The organism is Bradyrhizobium sp. LMG 9283 (genome assembly GCF_045571415.1).
In the GTDB taxonomy this organism is placed as follows: domain Bacteria; phylum Pseudomonadota; class Alphaproteobacteria; order Rhizobiales; family Xanthobacteraceae; genus Bradyrhizobium.
Window position 1 is genome coordinate 1,266,396 of sequence record NZ_CP120691.1, and the last position, 21,698, is coordinate 1,288,093.

Here is a 21,698-nt window from a genome sequence, read left to right on the forward strand (position 1 = left end):
AGGCAGAAATGCCCGGGAGCTGAGATCGTGCCGACGACACTCGCGCGCACCTTTGCGGCGTTGAGCGCCATCAACGAAGCGATTCTTTATGCGAGATCACCGGACGAGCTGTACCAGAAGGTCTGCGAGGCCGGGTTTTCGAGCGGGGACTTTCTGGCCGTCGCCGTGTTCCTGGTCGAGCCGCACGGCCGGCGGCTGTGCTTCGCGGCCGGCTGCGGCGATGACATTCCGCGGCTCCGCTCGATTGTGATCACGACGGAAGCCGGCACGCCCGAAGGGTCCGGCGTCGGCGGCGAGGCGTTTCGCGATCAGACGCTGTGCGTCAGCAACGACTATCTGAACGATCCGCGCTCGCTGGCGTGGCGCGAGGGCGTCGCCAAGGCTAACATCGGTGCGGCCGCGGCTCTGCCGCTGCTCTGCAACGGCAAGAGCGTCGGCGTATTGTACGTGACGCGGAGCGAGGCCAACTCGCTGAACGAGCAGATGGTGTCGCTGTTCGAGCGCATGTCGGCGAACATTTCCTATGCGCTGGACAATTTCGCGCGCGAAACCGCGCGACAGACCAGCGAACGGGCGACACGGCGGCTCAACCGCATGTTCGGCGCCATCAGCGCCACCAACGAGGCGATCCTGCGCGCCAAGACCGAGCAGGAGCTGTACCAGCTCGTCTGCGACGCCTCCGTCCACAGCGGCAAGTCGCTGGCGACCATCGTGCTGCTCCGCGAGCCGGATTCGCACTGGATGAAGCCTGTCGCCGCCACCGGGCAGAATCTCGAGCTCGTCACCCAGGCGCGCTATTCGATCGACCCGGGGAATCCCTACGGCAGGGGCATCTCCGGCGAGGTGTTCCGGACGCAGAAAGCCATCGTCGAAGACGATCTCGCCAGCCGGACCAAGGGCACTCCCTGGGAGCAGGCCAACGTCAATACCGGCGTCGCCGCCTGCGTGGTCGCGCCGCTGATCAAGCGCGGCGAAAGCGTCGGCGTGCTCCTGTTCTTCATCAGCCGTTCCTGGGCCAAGGACGAGGAGATCGTCGCGCTGCTGCTACGTATGGCGGAGAACGTCTCGTTCGCGATCGAGAATTTCGGCCGCGAGGCCGACAAGGCCAGGATCGCGGCGGAAGAAGAACGCCTGGCGCGCATGTATGCCGCGCTCAGCGCCACCAACGAGGCGATCCTGCGCGCGCGGTCGCGCTCCGAGCTGTTCGACTTTGTCTGCGAGGCGACGGCGAAAGGAGCCAAGTTCACCTCGGCTAGCATCGCGCTGGTCGACCAGCGCGGCGAGCTGCTGCGCGTGGTCGCCAGCTACGGACCGAACGCCGACCAGGTTCGTGACTTCAAGTTTTCCGCCTCGGTCCAGGTGCCCGAGGGGCGCGGGCTGACCGGCACCGCGTTTCGCACACGTCAGCCCGCGATCAGCAACGACGTGCTCGCCGACGACCGCATCGCGCCCTGGCACGCCAGCGCCCGTCGCAACGGCATCGCGTCCTCGGCCGCGCTGCCGCTGTTCAACGGTGACCGGGTGGAAGGCGTGCTCCTGTTCACCTCTCCGGAGTGCGGCACCTTCACCGACGAGCTTGTCGAGCTGCTGCGCAGGCTCCAGGCCAATGTCGCCTTCGCGCTGGAAAGCCTGGATCGCGCGGAGGAGAAGGCGCAGCTGGACAAGCAGCGCAATCGCCTCAGCGGAATGTTCGAGGCGCTAAGCGCAACCAATGAAGCCATCATGCGCGCCAAGACCCGCGAGGAATTGTTCGAGGCCGCATGCCAGGCGGCGGTCCTCGGCGATGTGTTCGCCTCGGCGACGATCGGCCTCATCGACAGGGAAAAGGAGCTCGTTCGCGTCGTCGCGGTGAAGGGACGCCTGCAGGAGCAGATGGTCGGACGGACCTGCAACATTTCCGCCGGCCATCCCGAGGGCCAGGGCATCATCGGCACCTCGCTCCTGACCCGCCGGCCCAGCGTCATGAACGACTATCTGCACGAGCCGCGTTCGGCCTACTGGCGTGCGAAGGCGATCGAGGACGGAACGCGGGCAGCGGCCAGCTTTCCGCTCCTGAAAGCGGGCCAGGAACCGGTCGGCATTCTGCTCTTCCTCGCGCCCGAAGAGAACACGTTCACGCCCGATCTGGTCGAGCTGCTCGGACGCCTCGCAGAGAACGTCTCCTTCGCGCTCGACAATTTCCATCGCGCCGAGGAGAAGGCGCGCACCGAGGCGCAAAAGGAGCGCCTGACGCGCATGTTCGCGGCACTGAGCGCCACCAATGAGGCGATCATGCGGGCGAAGTCGCGCGCCGAGCTGTTCGACCTCGTCTGTCTTGCCGCATCGAACGGCGCCAAGTTCACCTCGACCACCATCGCGCTCGCGAAGGCCGCCAGCGATCAGATCGAGATCGTCGCCAGCGCCGGACCGTCGTCCGACACCACGCGTAATGTCCGCCTCTCGGTCGACCCCGAGCGCCCCGAGGGCCGGGGGATGGCCGGCACGGCGTTCCGTACCCGGCAGCCTTGCATCAGCAATGACTATCTCAACGACCAGCGCGTGAGCGCCTTCCACGCCATCGTTCGCGGCGACGGCGCACGGTCCGGGGCGGCGTTCCCGCTGATCGTGCACGATCAACCTGTCGGCGTCATGATCTACATGTCGACCGAAAAGGACACCTTCACGCCCGAATTCGTCGAGCTGTTGCAACGTCTTGCCGACAACGTCTCCTTCGCCATCGAGAATTTCGATCGCGCCGACGAGAAGAACAAGGCCGACGAGCGGATCGAATACCTCGCCTCGCATGACAGCCTGACCGACCTGCCGAACCGCGAGACCTTCAACGGGCTGCTGCGCGAGGCGATCGACACGGCGCAGCGCCACGAGCACCGTTTTGCGGTGCTGTTCATCGATCTCGACCGCTTCAAGGTCATCAACGATTCGCTGGGGCACGAGGCCGGCGACCTGCTCCTGCTCGGAGTGGCCCATCGTTTGCGCGGTGCATTGCGAACGAGCGACGTGGTGGCGCGCCTGGGCGGCGACGAGTTCGTGGTGATCCTCGACCAGTGCGGCGAGATCGAGGACATCCAGCGTATCGCGACCGAACTGCTCGCCGCGCTTGCCGAGCCCATGGAGCTGGCCGGCCACGAGTGCCATACCACGGCTTCGATCGGCATCGCGATGTATCCGGCCAACGGCTCCGACGCGCAGACGCTGACCAAGAACGCCGACATGGCGATGTACCTCGCCAAGGAGGACGGCAAGAACGGCTATCGTTTCTTCTCCAAGGAGGTGAAGACGCAGTCGATCGAACGGCTGTCGCTCGAGAGCGCGCTGCGCCGCGCGCTTGAGCGCGAGCAATTCTCGCTGAATTACCAGCCCAAGGTGGACATGGAGACGGGTCAGATCACTGGCGTCGAAGCGCTGCTGCGCTGGACGCATCCCGATCTCGGCAGCGTCTCGCCGGCACAATTCATTCCGCTTGCGGAGGAAACCGGGCTGATCGTGCCGATCGGCCGCTGGGTGCTGAATGAGGCCTGCGCGCAGGCCATGACCTGGCAGCGCCGCGGTCTGCTGCCCCTGTCGATGGCGGTCAACCTGTCACCGCGGCAGTTTGCCGACGAGCACCTGTTGCGGGACGTCGACGAGGCGCTCGCGGCCTCCGGCATGTCTCCGGTGCTGCTCCAGCTCGAGGTCACCGAGAGCATGATGATGCGCAATGTCGGCCGCGCGCTCAAGGTGCTCGACTCCATCCAGAACCGCGGCATCCGTCTCGCCATTGACGATTTCGGCACCGGCTACTCGTCGATGTCGCTGATGAAGCACTTCCCGATCGACACGATCAAGATCGACCGCTCCTTCGTGCGCGACCTGCCCCAGGATTCGGAGGATCAGGCGATCGCGCAGGCGATCATCAGCATGGGCAAGGCACTCGGCATGACCATCGTCGCCGAAGGCGTCGAGAATGCCGAGCAGGAGGCGTTCCTGCGGACCCATGGCTGCGACGAGATGCAGGGCTTCCTCATCTCCAAGCCGCTGCCGGCGCGGCAGATGGCCGAGCTGCTGCGGCCGATGGCGCTGCCGGTCGCGCCGCCGCTCCAGCCGGAACCGGCCGACGAAGGCGCAGCGTCACGGTTGAAACGCGCTATCGTCTGACGGCTGCGGGTGCAGCTCGCGGACCTCGTGGTCTCCTTCGGCCTTGCTCGGAAAATCCTGAGGCCCCGTCAGTGACGTCTGCTCGATGAACAGCGCGAGAATGCTGCGCGCGCCCTCGGCGAAACTCGTCCCTTCGCTCACATTTAACGCACGGCAGCATGTTTCGCCCATCGGCTCCTGATCGTCGACCACAGCCATGGCGGGCCCCCACCACCAGGCAGGCGCGGGCGAGCGCTCGCCCTCCGGCACGACATGCCAGCGGACGAACTCTTCCATCACACGCTCGAATTCCAGGCGCGCAGCCTGATGCATGTGGTGATGCTCCCAGAATCCGTGCCCGACGACACGTCGACACGTTCACGTGATCGTCACTTCGCTCGGAAAATCGGCTCGCGCAAATGGGCCGAACCATGCAAGCCGACATCGTCGTCGGCAATGCGGAAATACGCGGCTGTCGGCGATGCGCCTGCGCAGTCGCGTATACCCATTCTAGCCGCTCAAGGGCACGGCAAGCAAGCTATGGGAGCTACGGTTGCCTAACGCGACCTGAACGGATGCGCCTTCTGGTGCCAGGCCCAGGCCGTGCGGATGACCGTCGGCAGGTCGGAGTGACGCGGCACGAAGTTCAGCACCTTCCTCGCAGCAGAGGGATCCGCGACCAGATAGGTGGGATCGCCGGCGCGGCGCGGCTTGACGGTATGCGGCACCTCGCGTCCGGTCTCCTGCCTGATGGCGTCGAGGATCTCGCGCACGGAAAAGCCGGAGCCCGTGCCGAGGTTGAAGCTGCCGCCGGCATGCCCTTGTTCCAGAAGCCTCAAGGCCGCGACATGCGCGGCCGCGAGGTCGGTGACGTGGATATAGTCGCGGATCGCGGTGCCGTCGGGCGTGTCGTAGTCGTCGCCGAACACCGCGAAGTCGACATGGCCCTGAAGCGCCATCATCGCGCGCGGAATGAGGTGGGTTTCGTTGTCGCGCAGCTCGCCGATGCCCCCGGCTGGGTCGGCGCCGCTGGCGTTGAAATAGCGCAGGCAGAACGCACCGAAGCCATAGGCCGTGCGGTAATCGGCGAGCATGCGCTCGATCATCAACTTCGATGCGCCGTAGGGATTGATCGGTGCGCAAGGAAAGTCTTCCGGCAGCGCCTTGGAATCGGCGTTGCCATAGACGGCGCCGGTCGAGGAGAACACGATGCGATGGCAGCCCGCGTTGCGCATCGCCTGGAACAGCGACAGCGTGCCTTGCACGTTGTTGATGTAGTATTTCTGCGGGTCGGTCATGGACTCCCCGACGAGGCTCGCCGCCGCGAAGTGCATGACCGCCGTGATCTTGTGGTCGGCGAAGGCGCGCGCCAGCGCCATGCCGTCGAGCAGATCGCCTGTCACCAGGGGGCCGGCGACGAAGCTGCGATGACCTGTCGAGAGATTGTCGTAAACGACGGGCTGATAGCCGGCGGCGGTCAGTGCGCGGCAGGCATGCGAGCCAATATAGCCCGCGCCCCCGGTGACGAGGACGGTCGGTCGGTCGGTCATGTCGTCTTCTGCTCTTCTCTTAGCGGAGGGGGCGGTTGCGGCTGAAGAGAAGATAGAGCGCGCGGGGGTTGGTGGTCAAATAGCGCCAGAACAGACGGCGTGGCTCGAGCAAAGTACGCCAGGCCCATTCGAGCCCGATCTTCTGCATCCATTGCGGCGCGCGGGAACGGCTCCCCGACAAAAAGTTGAACAAGCCGCCGGATGTCTTGATAACGCCAACATTGCTCAGATGCGGCGTAAATTCCTTCACGAATGCCTGCTCGTTGGGCACGCCGAGCGCGACCCACAGATAGTCCGGCGCCAGGGCATTGATCTCCTCGATCTTGGCACGCAGCGCCTCGCCGCGCAGATAGCCGTGGCTGCGTCCGACGATCTTGAGGCGTGGATACATCTTCTGGACGTTCTCGACCGCAGCGGCGTTCTCGGCCTCGCTTGCGCCGAACATGTAGAACGTGCGGCCCGCGGCTTCGGCCTTGCGCGCGACGACGTGGAACAGGTCCGTGGTCGCAACGCGCTCCGGCAGCGGGAACCAGGATTGCAGCTTCGAAGCAGCGACCAGCGGCTGGCCGTCGGCGTTGATCAGGTCGGCGGCGCGGAACAGGTGCTCGGTCTGCGGCTCGGTCGAGCAGCGCGCCAGCACCTCGCCATTGGCTGAGGTCAGGAACAGCGGGCGGCCGATGCGATTGTCAGGATCGGTCGCCTCGATCATGAAATCGGCGGTGGCTTCCAGGTCGAGCGCGGCCATACGAAGCCCGCCGACGGTGATCCGCGGCACGTCGGCAGTTGCTGCCCGTCCGTCGAGGTTGACGCGACGCTCAAGCATATTGTTTGCCTCGCTGGCGCGTTTGGATTGCAGGGGTGAGCTCGTCGAGCACGACGCCGACGAGCTTGCGCTCGGCGGGGCCGAGCGCGGTCAAGATCTCTTCCAGGCTGTCGTTGACGTCGAGGCTGGTCGGCAGCACGGCCACCAGCGAATCGATGTCGTCGAGCAGCTTGCGGCCGCCGGCCGAGAGCGGCATCGCCGGGCCGTCGAGGATCACGAGATCATAGCCGCCGGAGGAACGGGCCTGCGCGATCGCCTTGCGGATGGCGTCGGCCGCCTTGCCGGCGTCGCCTTCCGCGGCCGGCAGCACCGAGATGCCGTTGATCGTCTTGATCTCGCGTGCGTCCTTGCTGCCGATCGAGAGCCAGCCGAGCCGGCTCGGCTCGCTCTTGCCGGGACGGATGACCTTGTTCGAGAGCGCGCGGACCTGATGGTCGGCATCGATCATCAGCACGCGGGCGCCGTCGCGCGCGGCCGCCAGCGCGAAATTCAGCGCGGTCACGCTGCGGCCGGTGGTCTTGCCGGCCCCCACGAGCGCGATGACCGGCATCGCCCTGCCGCCGGCGCGCCGCGCCACTGCGGCGCGCATGTCGCGCCAGGCGTTGAGCAGCGTCGTCAGGGGAAAACCAGGGCGGAGCGTCGGCCAACCCAGCCGTGTGAGGTCGATGCCGCCGCCGGTGGCGAGGATGGCGCCGAGCGTGTGGATGACGTCGGCCTCCTGGAAGCGTGCGATCAGCGGCTTTTCGATCAGGGGCTTTTCGACCATCGCAGGCTGGAGCGGGGGAGCGGCAAGCTCCAGCGGAATCCGTTCAACATCCGGAGCTCGCGAGGCCGGCTGAGGCGGCGAAGCCTCTGAAGGGCGCGCGCGCTGCGGAGCTCGCGTTGCATCCGGCGCCGGTGTGCGCTGTGGGCGGGCAGGCGTGGGCGCCGGTGCGGTCGCGCCGGCGAACAGCAACTCAGCCGCGACGAACCAGCCCGATGCAGCGATGGCGCCGAACACGAAGCCGATCATGGCGAACAGGCTCATTGCCGGCGGGAACGAGCGCCGCTGCGGCACTGTCGCTTCACCGATGACGCGGGCCGCCGAAGTGTTCAGGCTCTCCTGCTCCTCGGTCTCGCGGGAGCGCTTGAGAAAGGATTGATAGACGTCGCGGCTGGCATCGGCCTCGCGTTCGAGCTCGCGCAGGCGCACGGCGGCCTGGCTGAGCTGGACGCTCTGCCGCTTCTGCGCTTCCAGCGCCCGGTTGAGCGAGGCTTCAAAATCGCGGGCGCGCGTCAGATCGTTCTTGGCGGACTGAGCGAAGCGGTCGATCTCCTCGTTGATGGTGCGCTTGAGGTCCTCGACCTGCTTTTCGGTCTGGCGCAGCGCCGGATGGCGCGGCCCGAGCTCGCCGGCCTGCTCCGCATATTTCTTGCGCGCATCGGCATATTGCGCGCGCAGATTCGCGATGGTTGGCGATTGCAGCGCCTCTGGAATAGCGCCGGCATCGGCAGCGGTACGGCGGCTCGCCTCGATCTGGTCGAGCCGCGCCTGCGCATCCATCGTCGCCGCACGGGCCGCTGAAAGCCGCTGATTGCTGGCGGAAAGCTGCTGGTCGCTGATCAGCGCATCCTGGGTACCGACGAAATTATTCTGGGCCTTGTAGGTGGCGAGCGCGGTCTCGGCGTTGCGCAGCCGCTCGCGCAGTTCCTTCAGGCGGCTGGAGAGATCGTTGGTGGCGCGCCGTGCCGCCGAAGCCTGCGAGTTGCGGGATTCGGCGAGGTAAGCATTGGTCAGCGTGTTGGCCAGCATCGCCGCTTTCGCGGGGGCTGTCGACCAGACCTCGACGTCGACGATGAAGCTCTTCTCGGTCTTGCGGATCGTGATGTGCCTGTTCAGCGCCTCGAGTGCCGCGAGCTGCACTTCCTTCGTCTCCGCGGCCGAAGGCGCGCGGGGGTGCAGGCCGATCAGGCCGAGCAGCGACGACATCAGGCTCGTGCCATCGCCGCCGCCGAATTCCGGATCCTTGTCGAGGCCAGCCTGCTGGATCACCTGCAGCAATACGCTGTTGGACGTGATCAGGCGCGCTTGGCTCTCCACCACCATGGACATGCCGGAGACGTCCTGCGCGCGCGGCGTGAGTTCGCGGTCCACGAGCTGAAGCTCGCGCGGGTCGACATAAAGCTGGGCGGTGGCGGTGTAGCGGGGCGTCACGCTCTTGCCGAAGGTGACGGCAAGCGTTGCGCCGAGGAGGGCGGCCGCGGTGATCGCTACCTTTCGCCGCCAGAGCAAATTGGCAAGCTCCAGCACGTTGAAGCCGGCCTGAGGCTTCCGTTGCGCCTCCGGTCCGGCCCGATCGACCGGCTGGTTATAGTCAAGCATGATCCCCAGCTTTCATTCCAACTGCCGCGGGCTGAGGGGTTACTCTTCGCTTCACGCCACGCACCCGGGATATAGGTGCCCAATCAACGCAACAGGCAAAATTAACCATACTCATTGAGGGACTATTCACCGAAATGGCAAACAAAGCGTTTAAGCGCATGCCGCTCGTCGCTGCGTCGCCGTGACGCCTGGATCCCCTAGAGATTAATGGTTCGTTACCGCGCGCAGCGGGCCAGCGAAGCGTCGTCCGTTCTGCGACCAGCTGCATGGCTGTCAGCTCTTCCGCAGGATGACGTGATAGTCGCCGCGGCGGACGTCGGTGCCGCGCGGGAGCACGGCATTCAGCACCGCGGCGCCGGCGTCGACCAGGGCTGCAAGCAGCGGCCTGCGCCGTCGCATCTCGGGATAGCGCGGACTTTCGACTTCACGACGATAGATCGTCTCGAGGCCGTTGGCGGCCGCGAATGCTTCGAGCCGGGGCAGCGTCACCAGCGGATGGAAGAAGGTCGGAAACGGCGGCTCGCCAGGCAGGCCGGCGTCCTTGATGCCGCGGATGTGCCGGTAGAACCAGACGTGAAACCAGTGCGGCGAATATTTGGTCACGACCCCGGAGAGCGAGCGCGGATTGGGCGCGCCGATCAGGATCATCCCGCCGCGCTTGAGCGCGTCACGGAAATTCAGGAGCGCGGCGTCGACATTCGGCAGATGCTCTATCACGTTGTAGCAGATCACGAGATCGAAGGTCTCGCGGCCGAAGCGGTAGGTCTGGACATCGCCGAGGATCGCCTCGTCGGCGTAGGTGTTGTTGCGGACCTGGTCCTCGTCGATGTCGACGACCGTGACTTTGCTGCGGCTCAGCAATTCCGGCGGCAGGACGCTGCACGAGCCGCCACCGGCTTCATAGATGGCGAGCCGGCCCTGCGGCAGCTCGCGGCACAGCACCTCTTGAACGGCGAGCAGGCTGTCGCGGGCCTCGCCGGGGACAAGATCATGAAGCGCCTGGGTATATGTCGCGGCTTCAGGGATTTGGATCGTCGTGGCTGTCGCGAAATCGATCGTGGCTGGCTTGTTCATATTTTTTGACCGCGCTTGTTCTATTCAAATTTACAGGAAAAAACGCGCTTGCCCGAAGAGCAAATCTAATGCCGCACGGTCTCACCGGTCGCAGTGCTTACGGTCGGGTTAATGCGCATGCGCATTAACTACAGCATTGCTCATGTTGGGGCCTCGTCGGCGCATGGACCGCCAATTGCAGTATTCACGCCCGGTAGATTTGGCGGCGATGTGCCGCTCAGCAGCCGTCTATTTTGGGACGCATCTGTCCCGCGGCGATGTATCGTGGTGGGGCGCGTGATCGAAGCAGGGCTTTTTCAATATATCTCGGACATCTAGAATCTCATGACATTGATCCCGACAGACCTGTCCGCCACGCGCATCTCGGATGCCGTGTGCGATCCCAACCGGGAGATCGCGGCCAGCTCTGCGGTCATCGACCTGTCGGTCGGCATCGTCGTCTGCGTTCCCTGCTTCCGCCGTCCGCAGCACCTGCGGCTGACGCTGGAATCGCTGGCGAACCAACGCACCCCGCGGTCCTTTGCCGTCGTCATGGTCGAGAACGATGCCGCACGGCGCGAAAGCGCGCCGGTTGCTGCAGAGTTTCTGGCCGCTGGCAGGCTCCAAGGCGTTTGCCTCATCGAGAAACGGCAGGGGAACTGCCAGGCGATCAATGCTGCATTTGAGACGGCGCAGGAGCTGTTTCCCGCCGCGACCCGCTTTCTGATGATCGACGACGACGAGATCGCATCAAGCGACTGGCTCGAGCTAATGGTCCGCACTGCGGAGGCGACTGGCGCCGACGTGGTCGGCGGGCCGGTGCTGCCCGTCTTCGACGACGACAGCAAGCCCTGGCTTTCGCGTCATCCCGCTTTCTGTCCGGCCTACGACTACAGCGGAGCGGTGCCGCTGATTTACGGCTGCGGCAATTGTCTGATCACGCGCGCCGCTTTCGAACGGTTCGACCGTCCCGCGTTCGACCTGCGCTTCAATTTTCTCGGCGGCGGCGATTGTGATTTCTTCGTGCGGTGCCGTGACGCCGGCATGCTGTTCCATTGGACGGCGGAAGCTGTCATCAGCGAGACCGTGCCGCACAACCGCACCAGCCTCGGCTGGATCGCAAAGCGCGGCCTGCGCATCGGTGCGATCAATTATCGTGTGCAGTACAAGGCCGCGCGAAGCGCAGCGGCGCGGGCGCGGGTGTTTGCGCAGATGCTTGGACGGCTGCCGCTGTCGTTGGTTCGTGCCGCAGCCTTGTTGACGTCGTCGAAAGCCGTCGTCGCGATGCATCCCGTGATGGTCGCGTTTGGCGCCGCCTTGGCGGCCCTCGGTCTCGAGCCGAAGCCCTATGAGGCCTCGAAGATCGCGTCTTGATGCGGCAGCGACGGACTAGATGCCGAAACGGGCGAGGGCGACCCTCATTGCGGAGCGTGGCAGCGATTTGAGCGAGCGCCGGCCGATCATCGCGAGATAGGCGAAGGCTTCGCGATATCTGCCGAAGCGAACCGCTTGCATCGCCGAATAGGTGACGAGATGGATCTCGGCTGCCTGGCGCAGCCCACGCGCGGCGCCCTCGGGAAGTCTCGCCAGGATCAGCCCGTCATCGAAGATACGTGCGACCGCCGGCAAGAAATCCTGCGGGGTTCGCAGCGCCGCGTTCATCGTGTTGGTCGTGTGCAGGCGATAGTCAAGCAGAAGTCTTGGCGCGAATTGGAACTCGCCGATCGCGGCAAGCCGGCACCAGCAATGCCAGTCCTCGCAATATCTGAGAGAGACGTCGAAACCGCCGATGGCGCGGAAAGCCTCCGCACGGGTGAGCACGACCCCACCGTTGACGATGAAGTTCCCGGCCGTGAGCCGCACCAGCACGTCGCCTGATGGCTTGCGGCGTCCCTTCAGCAGGTCGCGCCGGCCGATCTGCCGTCCCTCGCTGTCGATCGTGTTGTAGTCGCCGTAGACGAGAACCGCGCGCGGAGCACCGCGCGCTGCCGCCAGCAGCGCCGCCGCGGCGCCGGGGCGCAGGCGGTCGTCAGCATCGAGGAAGAGCAGCCACTCACCGTTCGCATGCCGGGCGCCGAGATTGCGCGCCGCCGATACGCCTGCGGAATCGTTGTGGATGAAGCGCAACCGCGGGTCACGCACGTCGCGGACGATCGCAACGGTTTCGTCGGTCGAGCCGTCGTCCACGACGATCACCTCGGTCACCTCGCGTTGCGCCAGAGCGCTGGCGAGGGTTTCGCCGACATAGGCTGCAGCGTTCTTGGCGGGAATGACGACGGACACCGAATTGGCCGCGCCGACCTGAAGCGGGAGGCGCGCTGGCGCTGCCGCGCGGGAGGCGGCCGGCAGTTCGAGAACGTCTTCGGCGGTGATCAAGCTACGGCTCGCCTTTAATGATCTGTTAACCAGGACCTGTCTGCCGCGCTGGCGATCGCAAGCCCGGCCGTCCGCGGATGATACCCGCATTGCGGTCGAACCGTTGCCGGGAAGGCCTGTGCGCCGTCTGGTTTCGTAGAATAGCGTTAAGCCACTGGCATTAAGCCTGTGGCAAATTTGGAAAGGAGCGACAGCCGGTCCCATGCGAGAATGCGCTTGGCTGCCGCGGATGGATCCAGTGCCCGCAAAGACGTTCGAACACGACCCCGATGCGATGATCCTGAACCTCTTCTATGAGGACAAGGACGACCGCTGGTTTCCCGGCGACCGGCATCTGCGGCGCATGGCGCGCCGGTTGCTGCTCGGCGAGCCGCGCATGAGCGGCCAGCTTCGCGTGTTCCTCAATCTCTGTGCGGGGCTCGACCGGCTCGGCATCCGCTACCGTGTCAACGACTACGGTCATATCGCCGAGCATCCCGACGAGCTCGCCTGCATCATCGGCCGCACCTTCCTGCTCGACAAGTTCGCGTGGAAGAATCCAATCCTGCTCGGCGTTGCCGCCCACAATCATCCGCTCGACGACCCCGATCTGTTCAAGCGCTTGCCGGTGAAGAAGGTCGTGGTGCCCGGTCCCTGGTACGTCGATATGTACCGGCCATATTGGCCCGATACGGAGGCTTGGCCGGTCGGCATCGATACGGATCTCTGGGCACCGTCCGCGCCATCACAAAAGACCGTCGATGTCTTGATCTACGATAAGGTTCACTGGGACCGCGAGCGCTATGCGCCGGAGATGATCGAGCCCGTTCGCGCCCGGCTGCGCAGCGAGGGCCGCTCCTTCACCGAGTTGCGTTACGGCAGCTACAAGGAAGAAGACTATCAGGCTGCACTGGTGCGTTCGCGGGCGATGATCTTTCTGTGCCAGAGCGAGAGCCAGGGCATCGCCTATCAGCAGGCCTTGTCCAGCGGCGTGCCGGTGTTTGCCTGGGATCCGGGCGGGCCTTGGCGCGATCCCGATTATTATCCCCACCGGGTGAGGTTCGCGCCAGTATCGTCGGTGCCGTATTGGGACGAACGCTGCGGTGCCAAGTTCACCGACATCGCGGGGTTCGAAGCGGGTTGGGAAAGTTTCTGGGCCGGGTGCGCCGCCGGCGGCTTCGATCCGCGCGGTTACATCCTGGACAATCTCACGCTGGAGCAACGGGCGCTGCAATACTACGAGATCGCGCGGAGCATCGTGCAGCCAGCGGCGTCGGAGACCTCCGGCAGGGCCGTTGACAGCGGCTTAAGAGGGGTGAGCCAGGACCTGAAGCTTCACCGGCGTCACCAAATGTCGTGAGCCATGGACCGCAGCGCCGCTGACATGACCGACGTCGAGGCCCAATCGTTGGGCCATGTCCTGCGCGACCGCCTTGCGGGGCTCAATGCCGTGCAGGCGGCGCGCTGCCTCGTCGCGGTCGGATCGCTGCTGCTGGTCCTAGTGACGCTCGATCCGTTCCCGGACCTGCGCAATCCCGACGTTACCACTATCGTCGGCGGACGAATGGCGCTGACCTATATCTCCTGGGGCCTTCTGGCTGCGGTTGCGGTGCTATGTGTCGCCGCCTCGGATGCACCTGCGCTGAAGAGCCTGTTGACGCCGCTTCATCTCAGCCTCCTGGGCTGGCTGGCGATCAACATCGTCTTCTCCGAGAGTCGTGGCGTTTCGATCCAGCGATTCGTGCTCGCGGCCAGCGTGACGTCACTCGCCGTCTTGTTGCCGTTGCTGCCGCCGACGCAGCGCAGCTTCAACCTTTGCCTGGGTGCCGCCGCGCTCGTGCTGCTCGCGCTCTGCTATCTCGGCGTCTTGCTCGCACCGCAATATTCGATCCACACGGCCCTCGACGTCACCGAGCCGCAGCTTGCCGGCGACTGGCGCGGCAGCTTTGGCCACAAGAACATCGCCTCGGCCGTGATGACCATCCTGGTCTATATCGGCATCTACCTGTCGGCCGTGGGCTCGTTCGTGATGGGGCCCGCGATCGCTGTACTGGCCGGCACCTTCCTGATCTTCACCGGCGGCAAGACATCCTCGGTGCTGTGCCTTGCGATTTACGCTCTCGCCTCGCTGGTCTATGTCACGCCAGGCCTGTGGCTGAAGCGAATCATCTGCTTCGTGCCGCTGGTTGCGATGAACCTGTTGACCGTCGGGAGTGTCCTCAGCCCGGCGCTCGGGGCGATGACGCGGCTGCTTCCGCTCGACCCCACTTTCACCGGCCGCTCTGCGATCTGGGAATTCGCGCTTACTGCCGTTGCCGAGAAGCCGATCATCGGTCATGGCTATGCAGCGTTTTGGGACGACGTGAGTGCGCGGCAGACCGCCCAGGGCGCCGAATGGGCGACGTCCGCGGCGCACAGCCACAACAGTTATCTCGACCTCGCGGTCACAATCGGCCTGCCGGGATTGATGCTCGTGATCCTCGTCTTCGTGCTCGCACCACTCGGCAATTTCCAGACGGCGCAGGCTCACAGCCGCAGTGGTGCACTGGCCAAGCTGTTTCTGACTGTGTGGTTGTTCGGCCTGTACTACGGCGCCACCGAGACCTTCCTGCTCGAACGGCAGAATCCAATCTGGTTCATGTTCGCTCTTGCCGTGGCCGGCCTGCACTTCCTGGCGAGGTTCCAATGCGTCGAGCAGATCGATGAGTAACGACACTGCTTGTGGTCTGCAACGAAACATAATCTATCTGGAAACATTCAGTAATCGTATGCCCTACGGATGACGTTTCTCAGCGTCGAGCAATATGACGGCCAGGTGTCCAGCACGTCGGGAATCGCAGTCGATTTCCTCCGTGACTGGCGGCAGGCCGCCTCGCGCCTGAACGCCGGGCACCGCACCGCGTTCCAGCATGTTGATTGGCTCGGCGCCTGGTACGATGCGTTTCGTGATGTCGCTCCGCTGATTGCCGTGATCTCCGATCTCGCCACGGGCAGGGATATCGCGGTTGTGCCGATGATCAGCCATGTCAGGCGCGGCATCCGGATTGTCGAATTCGCGGACCTCGGCGTCTCCGACAACAACGCGCCGATCCTGGCGCTTGATGCCGCGTTGGACGCGGGGGCGGCTAATGCGATCACCAAGGCGCTGATCGGTGCGTTGCGCGCGCTGCCTGATCGTTTCGATCTGCTCCGCCTGAAGAAGATGCCGGCCCAGGTCGGCGGGAAGCCGAATCCGCTGGTGTCGCTCGGCCGGATCGGGTCCTGCTCGCTGAACGGCAATCTTGTGTTGATGGGCGATGACTATGCCGACTACCAGGCCTCGATCAAGCGCCTGCAGATGCCGCGATGCTGGCGGGTCTTCAGCCGGCACGAAGGCGCTCGATTCGAGATCGCCGCGGATGTCGCGCGCGCGTATGAGCTGCTGGATGTGATGGATGTCCAGCAGCAGACACGCATGCGAAAGCTCGGCTCGCCGTTCGTTCTCAACGACGAGACTCATGCGCGATTCTATCGCGAGGTCGTCCGTCAGGGCGTCGCGGAAGGTTATGCCATGGTCTCGGCGCTGGTGTGCGACGCGGGCGTCGTCGCCACCGCGCTCGGCGTCAAGCATGGCGCGACCTATTTCCTGCTGCGTATCAGCCACGCCGGCGATTCATGGTCGAGCTGCTCGCCGGGTCTTCTCGTCACCGAGCGCACCATGGCGGCACTGCATGCGCAAGGCGTGCGCCGGTTCGATCTCAGCATCGGCAATCAAGCCTACAAGCGCCGTTTCGGCGCCGAGCGGGTGCCGCTGACCGACGTCAGTGTCGCGCTGTCCTGGCGCGGTCTGCCCTACGCTTGGCGCGATCATGCCGCGCAGAGCCTGCGCCGCTATCCGAAGCTCGCCTCCCTCGCGGCGCGGGCGATGGGCAAGGGAGTACGATAGAGAGTGACGCAGGGTGGGGCGTTCTTGTCGTTCGAACAGGCCTCACGATCCCGTGCATCCGGCGCAGTGAAACCGCCCGCGCGAGGCGCGAAACAGGCTGCGGCAATACCAGCGTCGCGCCAGTGCCTGTGCAGGCCTGCGGATCATCTGCGCGATCAAGAAGAGTTCGAACGCCATTCGTATCGTTCTTTGTCAAATATCGAACCACAGATGGGGCGGCATTCCCGGATGAGAATGCCGCCCACGTCGCATCAGCCATGCAGCTTCCTGGCGGTCTCCGCGATCTGGCGGCCCTGATAGCGTGCGCCGGCGAGCTCGTTGGCGCTGGGCTGGCGGCTGCCGTCGCCGCCGGTGATCGTGGTGGCGCCGTAGGGCGCTCCGCCCGTGACCTCGTCGAGCTTCATCTGGCCGGCGAAGCCATAATTCAGGCCGACCACGACCATGCCGAAATGCAGAAGGTTGGTGATGATAGAGAACAGCGTCGTCTCCTGCCCGCCGTGCTGGGTCGCGCTGGAGGTGAAGGCGCCGCCGACCTTGCCGTGCAGCGCGCCCTTGGCCCAGAGGCCGCCGGCCTGGTCGAGGAAGTTCGCCATCTGCGAGGCCATGCGGCCGAAGCGGGTGCCGGTGCCGACGATGATCGCGTCGTAATTGGCGAGGTCCTCGATCCTGGCGACCGGCGCGGCCTGGTCGAGCTTGTAATGCGAGGCCTTCGCGACCTCGGCCGGCACCAGCTCGGGCACGCGCTTGATGTCGACGGTCGCGCCCGCCTCGCGCGCGCCTTCGGCAACGGCATTGGCCATCGCCTCGATGTGGCCATAGGCGGAATAATAGAGGACGAGAACTTTGGTCATGGTGGTCTCCGTTGGGATTGGTCGAGCAGCAAAGCCGTTGCGGGGAAGATGGGCATCCGGGTAAAACCCCGGACATGAGTCGTTGTAAGTCCGGCCGTCGTTACGCGGCGTCGACCAGCACGAGCTCGGAGTCCTCGAGCGCCGTGATCTTCAAGCTGGCCTCATCGCGGATGGCAGCGCCGTCGCGCGCATTGACGAGCACGCCATTCACATCGACGGACCCCGCCGCCGGTACGAGGTAGAGATGCCGCGACGTCTGCGGCTCGTACTCCGCGCTCTCGCCCGCCTTCAGCGTGGTGGCGAGCACCCGCGCGTCGGCGCGGATCGGCAATGCGTCCGTATCATCCTCGAAGCCGCTCGCGATGGTGACGAGCTTGCCGGAGCGGTCCGCCTTCGGGAAAGGCTTTGAGCCCCAGGTCGGCTGGCCGCCGCGCTCGGTCGGCTCGATCCAGATCTGGAAGATCCGCGTCCTGGTCGGCTCCAGATTGTACTCGGAGTGGCGGATGCCGCTGCCGGCGCTCATCACCTGCACGTCGCCCGCTTCAGTGCGGCCCTCGTTGCCGAGGCTGTCCTGATGGGTGATCGCGCCTTCACGCACATAGGTGATGATCTCCATGTTGGCGTGGGGATGGGCGGGAAAGCCGGTGTTCGGCGCGATCTCGTCGTCGTTCCACACCCGCAAGGCGCCGTGACCCATGTTGTTCGGATCATAGTGGCTGGCGAAGGAGAAGTGATGCTTGGCCTTGAGCCAGCCGTGATCGGCGCCGCCGAGCTTTGCGAAAGGTCTGAGTTCGATCATCTGTGCAATTCCTTGACTTGGAAGGGTGGCGGTTCGGATCAGGCGCCGAACCCGCCGTCGACATTGAGCACCGTGCCGGTGACGAAGGAGGCTTCCGGGCTTGCGAGGAAGACGATTCCGGCGGCGACTTCCTCGGGGCGGCCGAAGCGCTGCAGCGCGTGCTGCTTGCGCTGGGTCTCGGCGAACTCGCCGCCGTCCTTCGGATTCATGTCGGTGTCGATCGAGCCGGGCTGCAGCACGTTCACGGTGATCCCGCGCGGGCCGAGGTCGCGCGCCGCGCCCTTGGTGTAGCCGACGACGGCTGCCTTGGTGGCGACGTAGTCAGCAAGACCCGGGAACGAGGCGCGGTCGGCGAGCATCGAGCCGACGGTGACGATGCGGCCGCCTTCACCCATCAATTGCGAGGCGGCGCGGATCGCCGCGATCACACCGTGCACGTTGATGGCATCCTGGCGGGCAAGCGCGTCTGCGTCGGCCTTGGGATCGTCGATCGCCCCGCCGGCGGCGACGCCGGCATTGTTGACGAGGATGTCGAGATGGCCGAATTCCCTGGCGACATCGTTGACGAGCTGTGTCACGTCCTTCGCGGAAGCCTGGTCGGCCTTGAAGGCACGCGCCTTGACGCCCTTCGCCTTCAATTCAGCAACAACGGCCTCCGCCTTGTCGGGCGAGGCGACATAGCTGATGGCGACATCCGCGCCTGCATCGGCGAGCGCGCGGGCGGACGCTGCGCCGATGCCGCGCGAGCCGCCGGTGACGAGGGCGACCTTGCCGGAGAGCTTCTTGGTCATTGGATTTCTCCATGTCCTGAATTTCTGATGGGCCTTGGATAAGCCTCCGTCTGTGGTATAGAAATAGAAACTGTTGAAACTCATTGTTTCCCTGATTGCCCTACTTGGACCGGCACCCATGGCAAAGCTCCCAGACTTCGAAGCGCTCGCGATCTTCGCAAAAGTCGTGGAATTACGGTCGTTTGCGGGGGCCGCGAGCGAGCTCGTCATGTCCAAGGCCACGGTGTCCAAGGCGGTCACGCGGCTGGAAGAGCGGCTCGGCGCCCGGCTGTTCAACCGCACCTCGCGCCGGCTCGCGCTGACCGATGCCGGCCACAAGCTGGCCGAGCGGGCGACGCGCCTTCTGGCCGACGGCGAGGCCGCCGAGAACGAAGCGCTGGCGCAGTCGGTGGCGCCGCGCGGCCTGGTGCGGCTCGCCGTCCCCATGACGTTCGGTATCAAGGCCGTGGCGCCGCTGCTGCCGGAGTTCTTCGAGGCCTATCCGGAAGTCTCGGTCGATCTGCATCTGAGCGATGCGACCGTGGATCTGATCGGCGAAGGCTTTGACATGGCGGTGCGGATCGCGCGGCTGCCGGACTCATCGCTGATCGCGCGCCGGCTCTTCACCATGCCGCGCTACACGGTGGCTGCGCCGTCATATCTCAAGCGTCACGGCCGGCCGACGCATCCAATGCATCTCGCCGAGCACAAATGCTTCAGCTACGCGTATCTCTCCACGCCCAACGTCTGGCACTACACCAATTCGGCCGGTGAGCAGGCCAGCGTGCGCCCGGGCGGACAGCTTCGCGTCAACAACGGCGAAGCCGTGATGCCGGCGCTGATCGCCGGCCTCGGCATCGCCGAGCTTCCCGAGTTCATCGTCGGCGAGGCGATCTCGTCCGGTCAGGTCGAAGTCATCCTGAAAGACTGGAAGCAGGCCGAAGGCGCCGTGCACCTGGTGACCCCGCCCGGCGGCCCGCGCCCCGCGCGCGTGGAAGCGCTCGGCGATTTTCTCGCAGCTAAACTGCCGGGCACGTGCAAGCGGCGGCTGCGCGGGAAGGCTAGGGCGTCATAGGAGAGCGAGCGGCCTCAACGCCCCGTCATTGCGAGCGCAGCGAAGCAAATCCAGAGTGTCTCCTCGGAGGGATTCTGGATTGCTTCGCTGCGCTCGCAATGACGGCGTGTGGTTACGACACCTTCACCCCGTTGATTGCGACAATGCGCAGGCTCGGCTTCAGCGTCTCCTCCAGCTGCGTCTTCAATTCGTGGACACGCGGGTCGGTCGAGCGGGCCGCGCAGGCCGCATATTGATGGACGGATTGTGCGAGGGCACGCTGCGCTTCCGGCGTTCGCGTCAATTCGGGCGTTGAAAGCCGCAATACGATCGCTGCGAGATTCACCAGCATCTCGTCCAAGGCGACGTCGATGGTCCCAAGATTGCGCATCACTCACTCCCTGGGAGGGCAACAGCGGCTGCGGGCATGCGTTCCTGGCTGGCTCGGACATGGCTAATGCTTGGTAAACGACTTGTTCTTGCCGGTCGCCCCGTTAGGCTGGCCGGCGAAACAAAGAAAATCAGGGGGAGGCACCACCATGGATCGACGCGATCTTTTGCGAGCCGCTGCGGCATCGCCATTGTTGCGGGCTGCTGTACCGGACACGGCGCTGGCGCAAGCCTATCCGGTGCGCAACGTCACCATGATCGTGCCGTTCCCGGCCGGCGGACAGGCCGATCTCGCGGCGCGTCCGGTCGCGATGGCGCTGGAGCGGGTTCTCGGCAAGCCCGTGATCGTCGACAACCGCGCCGGCGGCGGCGGCGGATCGGTCGGCAATGCCGCGGCGGCGCGCGCCGAGCCCGACGGCTACACGCTGCTGATGACGCTGTCCTCGCTCGCGGTGCTCCCCGAGGCCGACCGGCTGTTCGACCGGCCCGTCGCCTACGAGGTCTCTCAGTTCATGCCGATCGCGCGCGTGCTCGCCGATCCGACGCTACTCGCGGTGCCGGCCTCGGCGCCCTGGAAGACGGCGCAGGATTTCGTCGAGGACGCGAAGAAGCGACCGGGCCAGATCACCTATGGCTCGTCCGGGCCCTACGGCACGCTCCACGTCGCGATGGAGATGTTCGCGAGCAGCGCCGGCATCAAGCTGCTGCACGTGCCGTTCCGCGGCGCTGGTCCCGCGCTGACCGCGATCCTCGGCGGCACCGTGCAGGCGATCGCCGCCGCACCCGGCACGCTGAAGCCGCAGGTCGACGACGGCAAGCTGCGCGTGCTCGGCAATTGCGGCGCGCAGCGCATCGCCAGTTTCCCGGACGTGCCCACCTTCCAGGAGCTCGGCTACAAGGACGTCGAGATGTACATCTGGGCCGGGCTCTTTGCACAGAGTTCTCTTCCTGCGCCGATCGCGACCCGCCTGCGCGAGGCGATGGCGCAGGTGATGACGAGTCCTGATGTGCTCAAGGCGTTCGAGACCTCGGGCAGTCTCGTCGCCTATCAGGACGCGCCGGCCTTCGCGCAGTTCATCGCCGCCGACAGCGCACGCCTGATCGCGGCGGTGAGGAAGATCGGCAAGGTAGAGTAGGTTCCAACTGCGCTTTTCACATTTTGTTGTTGGTCCAGAACAAGCTCGCGTCTCATTGATTGAAGACAATTCGAGAGACGTGAGAAGGATCTGGACATGCGAACAGAGCGGATCGCGCTAGGTGTGGCGCTTGCGGTCGGCGGCGTCTTGGCGCAGAGCGCTGCGTCCGCCCAGGAATATCGCGGTACCATGGAGCAGCAGATGGCCTGCACGCCCGATGTGTGGCGGCTGTGCAGCGATCAGATTCCGGACGTGAACCGTATCGTGGCCTGCTTGCAACAGAACACGCCGCAGCTCTCGAGCGGGTGTCGCGCGGTGTTCCAGTCGAACAATCAGGCTCAACCGCAGCAGCCAGTCCCGCGCTATCGCGTCACGCCTCCGCCGCGCTACAACACCGCGCCGCCCGCGCCGCCGCGTTACGACGAGGACGACTAAGCGGAACGGCTTTCGGTGAATCGATCGGCTGCGGCTCGTTCTCGCGGGAGAGGTCGGCGCGAAGCGCCGGGTGAGGGCTCTC

At 65.2% G+C, this 21,698-nt stretch carries 18 protein-coding genes; 8 read left to right on the forward strand and 10 right to left on the reverse strand.

Going from position 1 to position 21,698, the window contains the following annotated elements; all coding sequences use genetic code 11:
* Positions 1 to 27: 27 nt before the first annotated feature.
* Positions 28 to 4,134, forward strand: a complete 4,107-nt coding sequence (locus P6U29_RS05930) for a GAF domain-containing protein (RefSeq protein WP_407116740.1) — start codon at positions 28 to 30, stop codon at positions 4,132 to 4,134.
* On the opposite strand, the gene P6U29_RS05935 is transcribed toward P6U29_RS05930, so the two are convergent.
* From P6U29_RS05935 to P6U29_RS05955, 5 genes are all read right to left on the reverse strand, one after another.
* Entirely contained in the window at positions 4,108 to 4,446 is a 339-nt protein-coding gene (locus tag P6U29_RS05935) for a hypothetical protein (protein WP_407116741.1), read from the reverse strand. The two genes, P6U29_RS05930 and P6U29_RS05935, sit on opposite strands and share 27 nt — an antisense overlap.
* Before the next feature lie 224 nt (positions 4,447 to 4,670).
* Positions 4,671 to 5,663, reverse strand: coding sequence for a UDP-glucose 4-epimerase GalE (gene galE / locus P6U29_RS05940; RefSeq protein ID WP_407116742.1), 993 nt, complete (start codon positions 5,661 to 5,663; stop codon positions 4,671 to 4,673).
* Positions 5,664 to 5,682: 19 nt separating this feature from the next.
* On the reverse strand, positions 5,683 to 6,486 hold the full coding sequence (locus P6U29_RS05945) for a WecB/TagA/CpsF family glycosyltransferase (RefSeq protein ID WP_407116743.1): 804 nt from the start codon (positions 6,484 to 6,486) through the stop codon (positions 5,683 to 5,685).
* Positions 6,479 to 8,848 carry an exopolysaccharide transport family protein gene (locus tag P6U29_RS05950; RefSeq protein WP_407116744.1) on the reverse strand — a complete coding sequence of 790 codons (2,370 nt, stop codon included), beginning with the start codon at positions 8,846 to 8,848 and terminating at the stop codon, positions 6,479 to 6,481. The genes P6U29_RS05945 and P6U29_RS05950 overlap by 8 nt, the downstream gene beginning before the upstream one ends.
* A gap of 273 nt (positions 8,849 to 9,121) precedes the next feature.
* Positions 9,122 to 9,922: a class I SAM-dependent methyltransferase gene (locus P6U29_RS05955; RefSeq protein WP_407116745.1), complete on the reverse strand. Its 801-nt coding sequence runs from the start codon at positions 9,920 to 9,922 to the stop codon at positions 9,122 to 9,124.
* A gap of 324 nt (positions 9,923 to 10,246) precedes the next feature.
* Between P6U29_RS05955 and P6U29_RS05960 the strand changes: the two genes are divergently transcribed.
* Positions 10,247 to 11,275, forward strand: a complete 1,029-nt coding sequence (locus P6U29_RS05960; RefSeq protein ID WP_407116746.1) for a glycosyltransferase family 2 protein — start codon at positions 10,247 to 10,249, stop codon at positions 11,273 to 11,275.
* 15 nt (positions 11,276 to 11,290) lie between these two features.
* Here the strand turns inward: P6U29_RS05960 and P6U29_RS05965 are convergent, their stop codons facing one another.
* Positions 11,291 to 12,277: a glycosyltransferase gene (locus P6U29_RS05965; RefSeq protein ID WP_407116747.1), complete on the reverse strand. Its 987-nt coding sequence runs from the start codon at positions 12,275 to 12,277 to the stop codon at positions 11,291 to 11,293.
* 238 nt (positions 12,278 to 12,515) lie between these two features.
* Between P6U29_RS05965 and P6U29_RS05970 the strand changes: the two genes are divergently transcribed.
* From P6U29_RS05970 to P6U29_RS05980, 3 genes are all read left to right on the forward strand, one after another.
* Positions 12,516 to 13,616, forward strand: coding sequence for a glycosyltransferase family 1 protein (locus P6U29_RS05970; protein ID WP_407116748.1), 1,101 nt, complete (start codon positions 12,516 to 12,518; stop codon positions 13,614 to 13,616).
* Positions 13,617 to 13,619: 3 nt separating this feature from the next.
* The gene (locus tag P6U29_RS05975; RefSeq protein WP_407116749.1) at positions 13,620 to 14,966 is read left to right on the forward strand and encodes an O-antigen ligase family protein; all 1,347 of its coding nucleotides are present in this window, start codon (positions 13,620 to 13,622) and stop codon (positions 14,964 to 14,966) included.
* A 69-nt stretch (positions 14,967 to 15,035) separates the two neighbouring features.
* Complete coding sequence (locus P6U29_RS05980; protein ID WP_407116750.1) at positions 15,036 to 16,181, forward strand: GNAT family N-acetyltransferase; 1,146 nt, start codon at positions 15,036 to 15,038, stop codon at positions 16,179 to 16,181.
* A gap of 251 nt (positions 16,182 to 16,432) precedes the next feature.
* Here P6U29_RS05980 and wrbA read toward each other — a convergent pair whose 3' ends face one another.
* The 3 genes from wrbA to P6U29_RS05995 all read right to left on the reverse strand — a co-directional run bounded on the left by wrbA (position 16,433) and on the right by P6U29_RS05995 (position 18,622).
* The gene (gene wrbA / locus P6U29_RS05985; RefSeq protein WP_407116751.1) at positions 16,433 to 17,032 is read right to left on the reverse strand and encodes an NAD(P)H:quinone oxidoreductase; all 600 of its coding nucleotides are present in this window, start codon (positions 17,030 to 17,032) and stop codon (positions 16,433 to 16,435) included.
* A 100-nt stretch (positions 17,033 to 17,132) separates the two neighbouring features.
* The gene (locus tag P6U29_RS05990) at positions 17,133 to 17,831 is read right to left on the reverse strand and encodes a pirin family protein (RefSeq protein ID WP_407116752.1); all 699 of its coding nucleotides are present in this window, start codon (positions 17,829 to 17,831) and stop codon (positions 17,133 to 17,135) included.
* A gap of 38 nt (positions 17,832 to 17,869) precedes the next feature.
* A complete protein-coding gene (locus P6U29_RS05995) occupies positions 17,870 to 18,622 on the reverse strand; it encodes an SDR family NAD(P)-dependent oxidoreductase (RefSeq protein WP_407116753.1) in 753 nt (250 codons plus the stop codon).
* Between the two features lie 118 nt (positions 18,623 to 18,740).
* Between P6U29_RS05995 and P6U29_RS06000 the strand changes: the two genes are divergently transcribed.
* A complete protein-coding gene (locus P6U29_RS06000; protein ID WP_407116754.1) occupies positions 18,741 to 19,676 on the forward strand; it encodes a LysR family transcriptional regulator in 936 nt (311 codons plus the stop codon).
* Positions 19,677 to 19,788: 112 nt separating this feature from the next.
* Here the strand turns inward: P6U29_RS06000 and P6U29_RS06005 are convergent, their stop codons facing one another.
* Positions 19,789 to 20,046 (reverse strand): hypothetical protein, encoded by a 258-nt coding sequence (locus P6U29_RS06005; RefSeq protein WP_407116755.1) that lies wholly within the window; start codon positions 20,044 to 20,046, stop codon positions 19,789 to 19,791.
* Between the two features lie 148 nt (positions 20,047 to 20,194).
* On the opposite strand from P6U29_RS06005, the gene P6U29_RS06010 reads away from it, so the two are divergent.
* Entirely contained in the window at positions 20,195 to 21,181 is a 987-nt protein-coding gene (locus P6U29_RS06010; RefSeq protein WP_407116756.1) for a tripartite tricarboxylate transporter substrate binding protein, read from the forward strand.
* 96 nt (positions 21,182 to 21,277) lie between these two features.
* Positions 21,278 to 21,616 carry a hypothetical protein gene (locus P6U29_RS06015; RefSeq protein WP_407116757.1) on the forward strand — a complete coding sequence of 113 codons (339 nt, stop codon included), beginning with the start codon at positions 21,278 to 21,280 and terminating at the stop codon, positions 21,614 to 21,616.
* Positions 21,617 to 21,698: the final 82 nt, after the last annotated feature.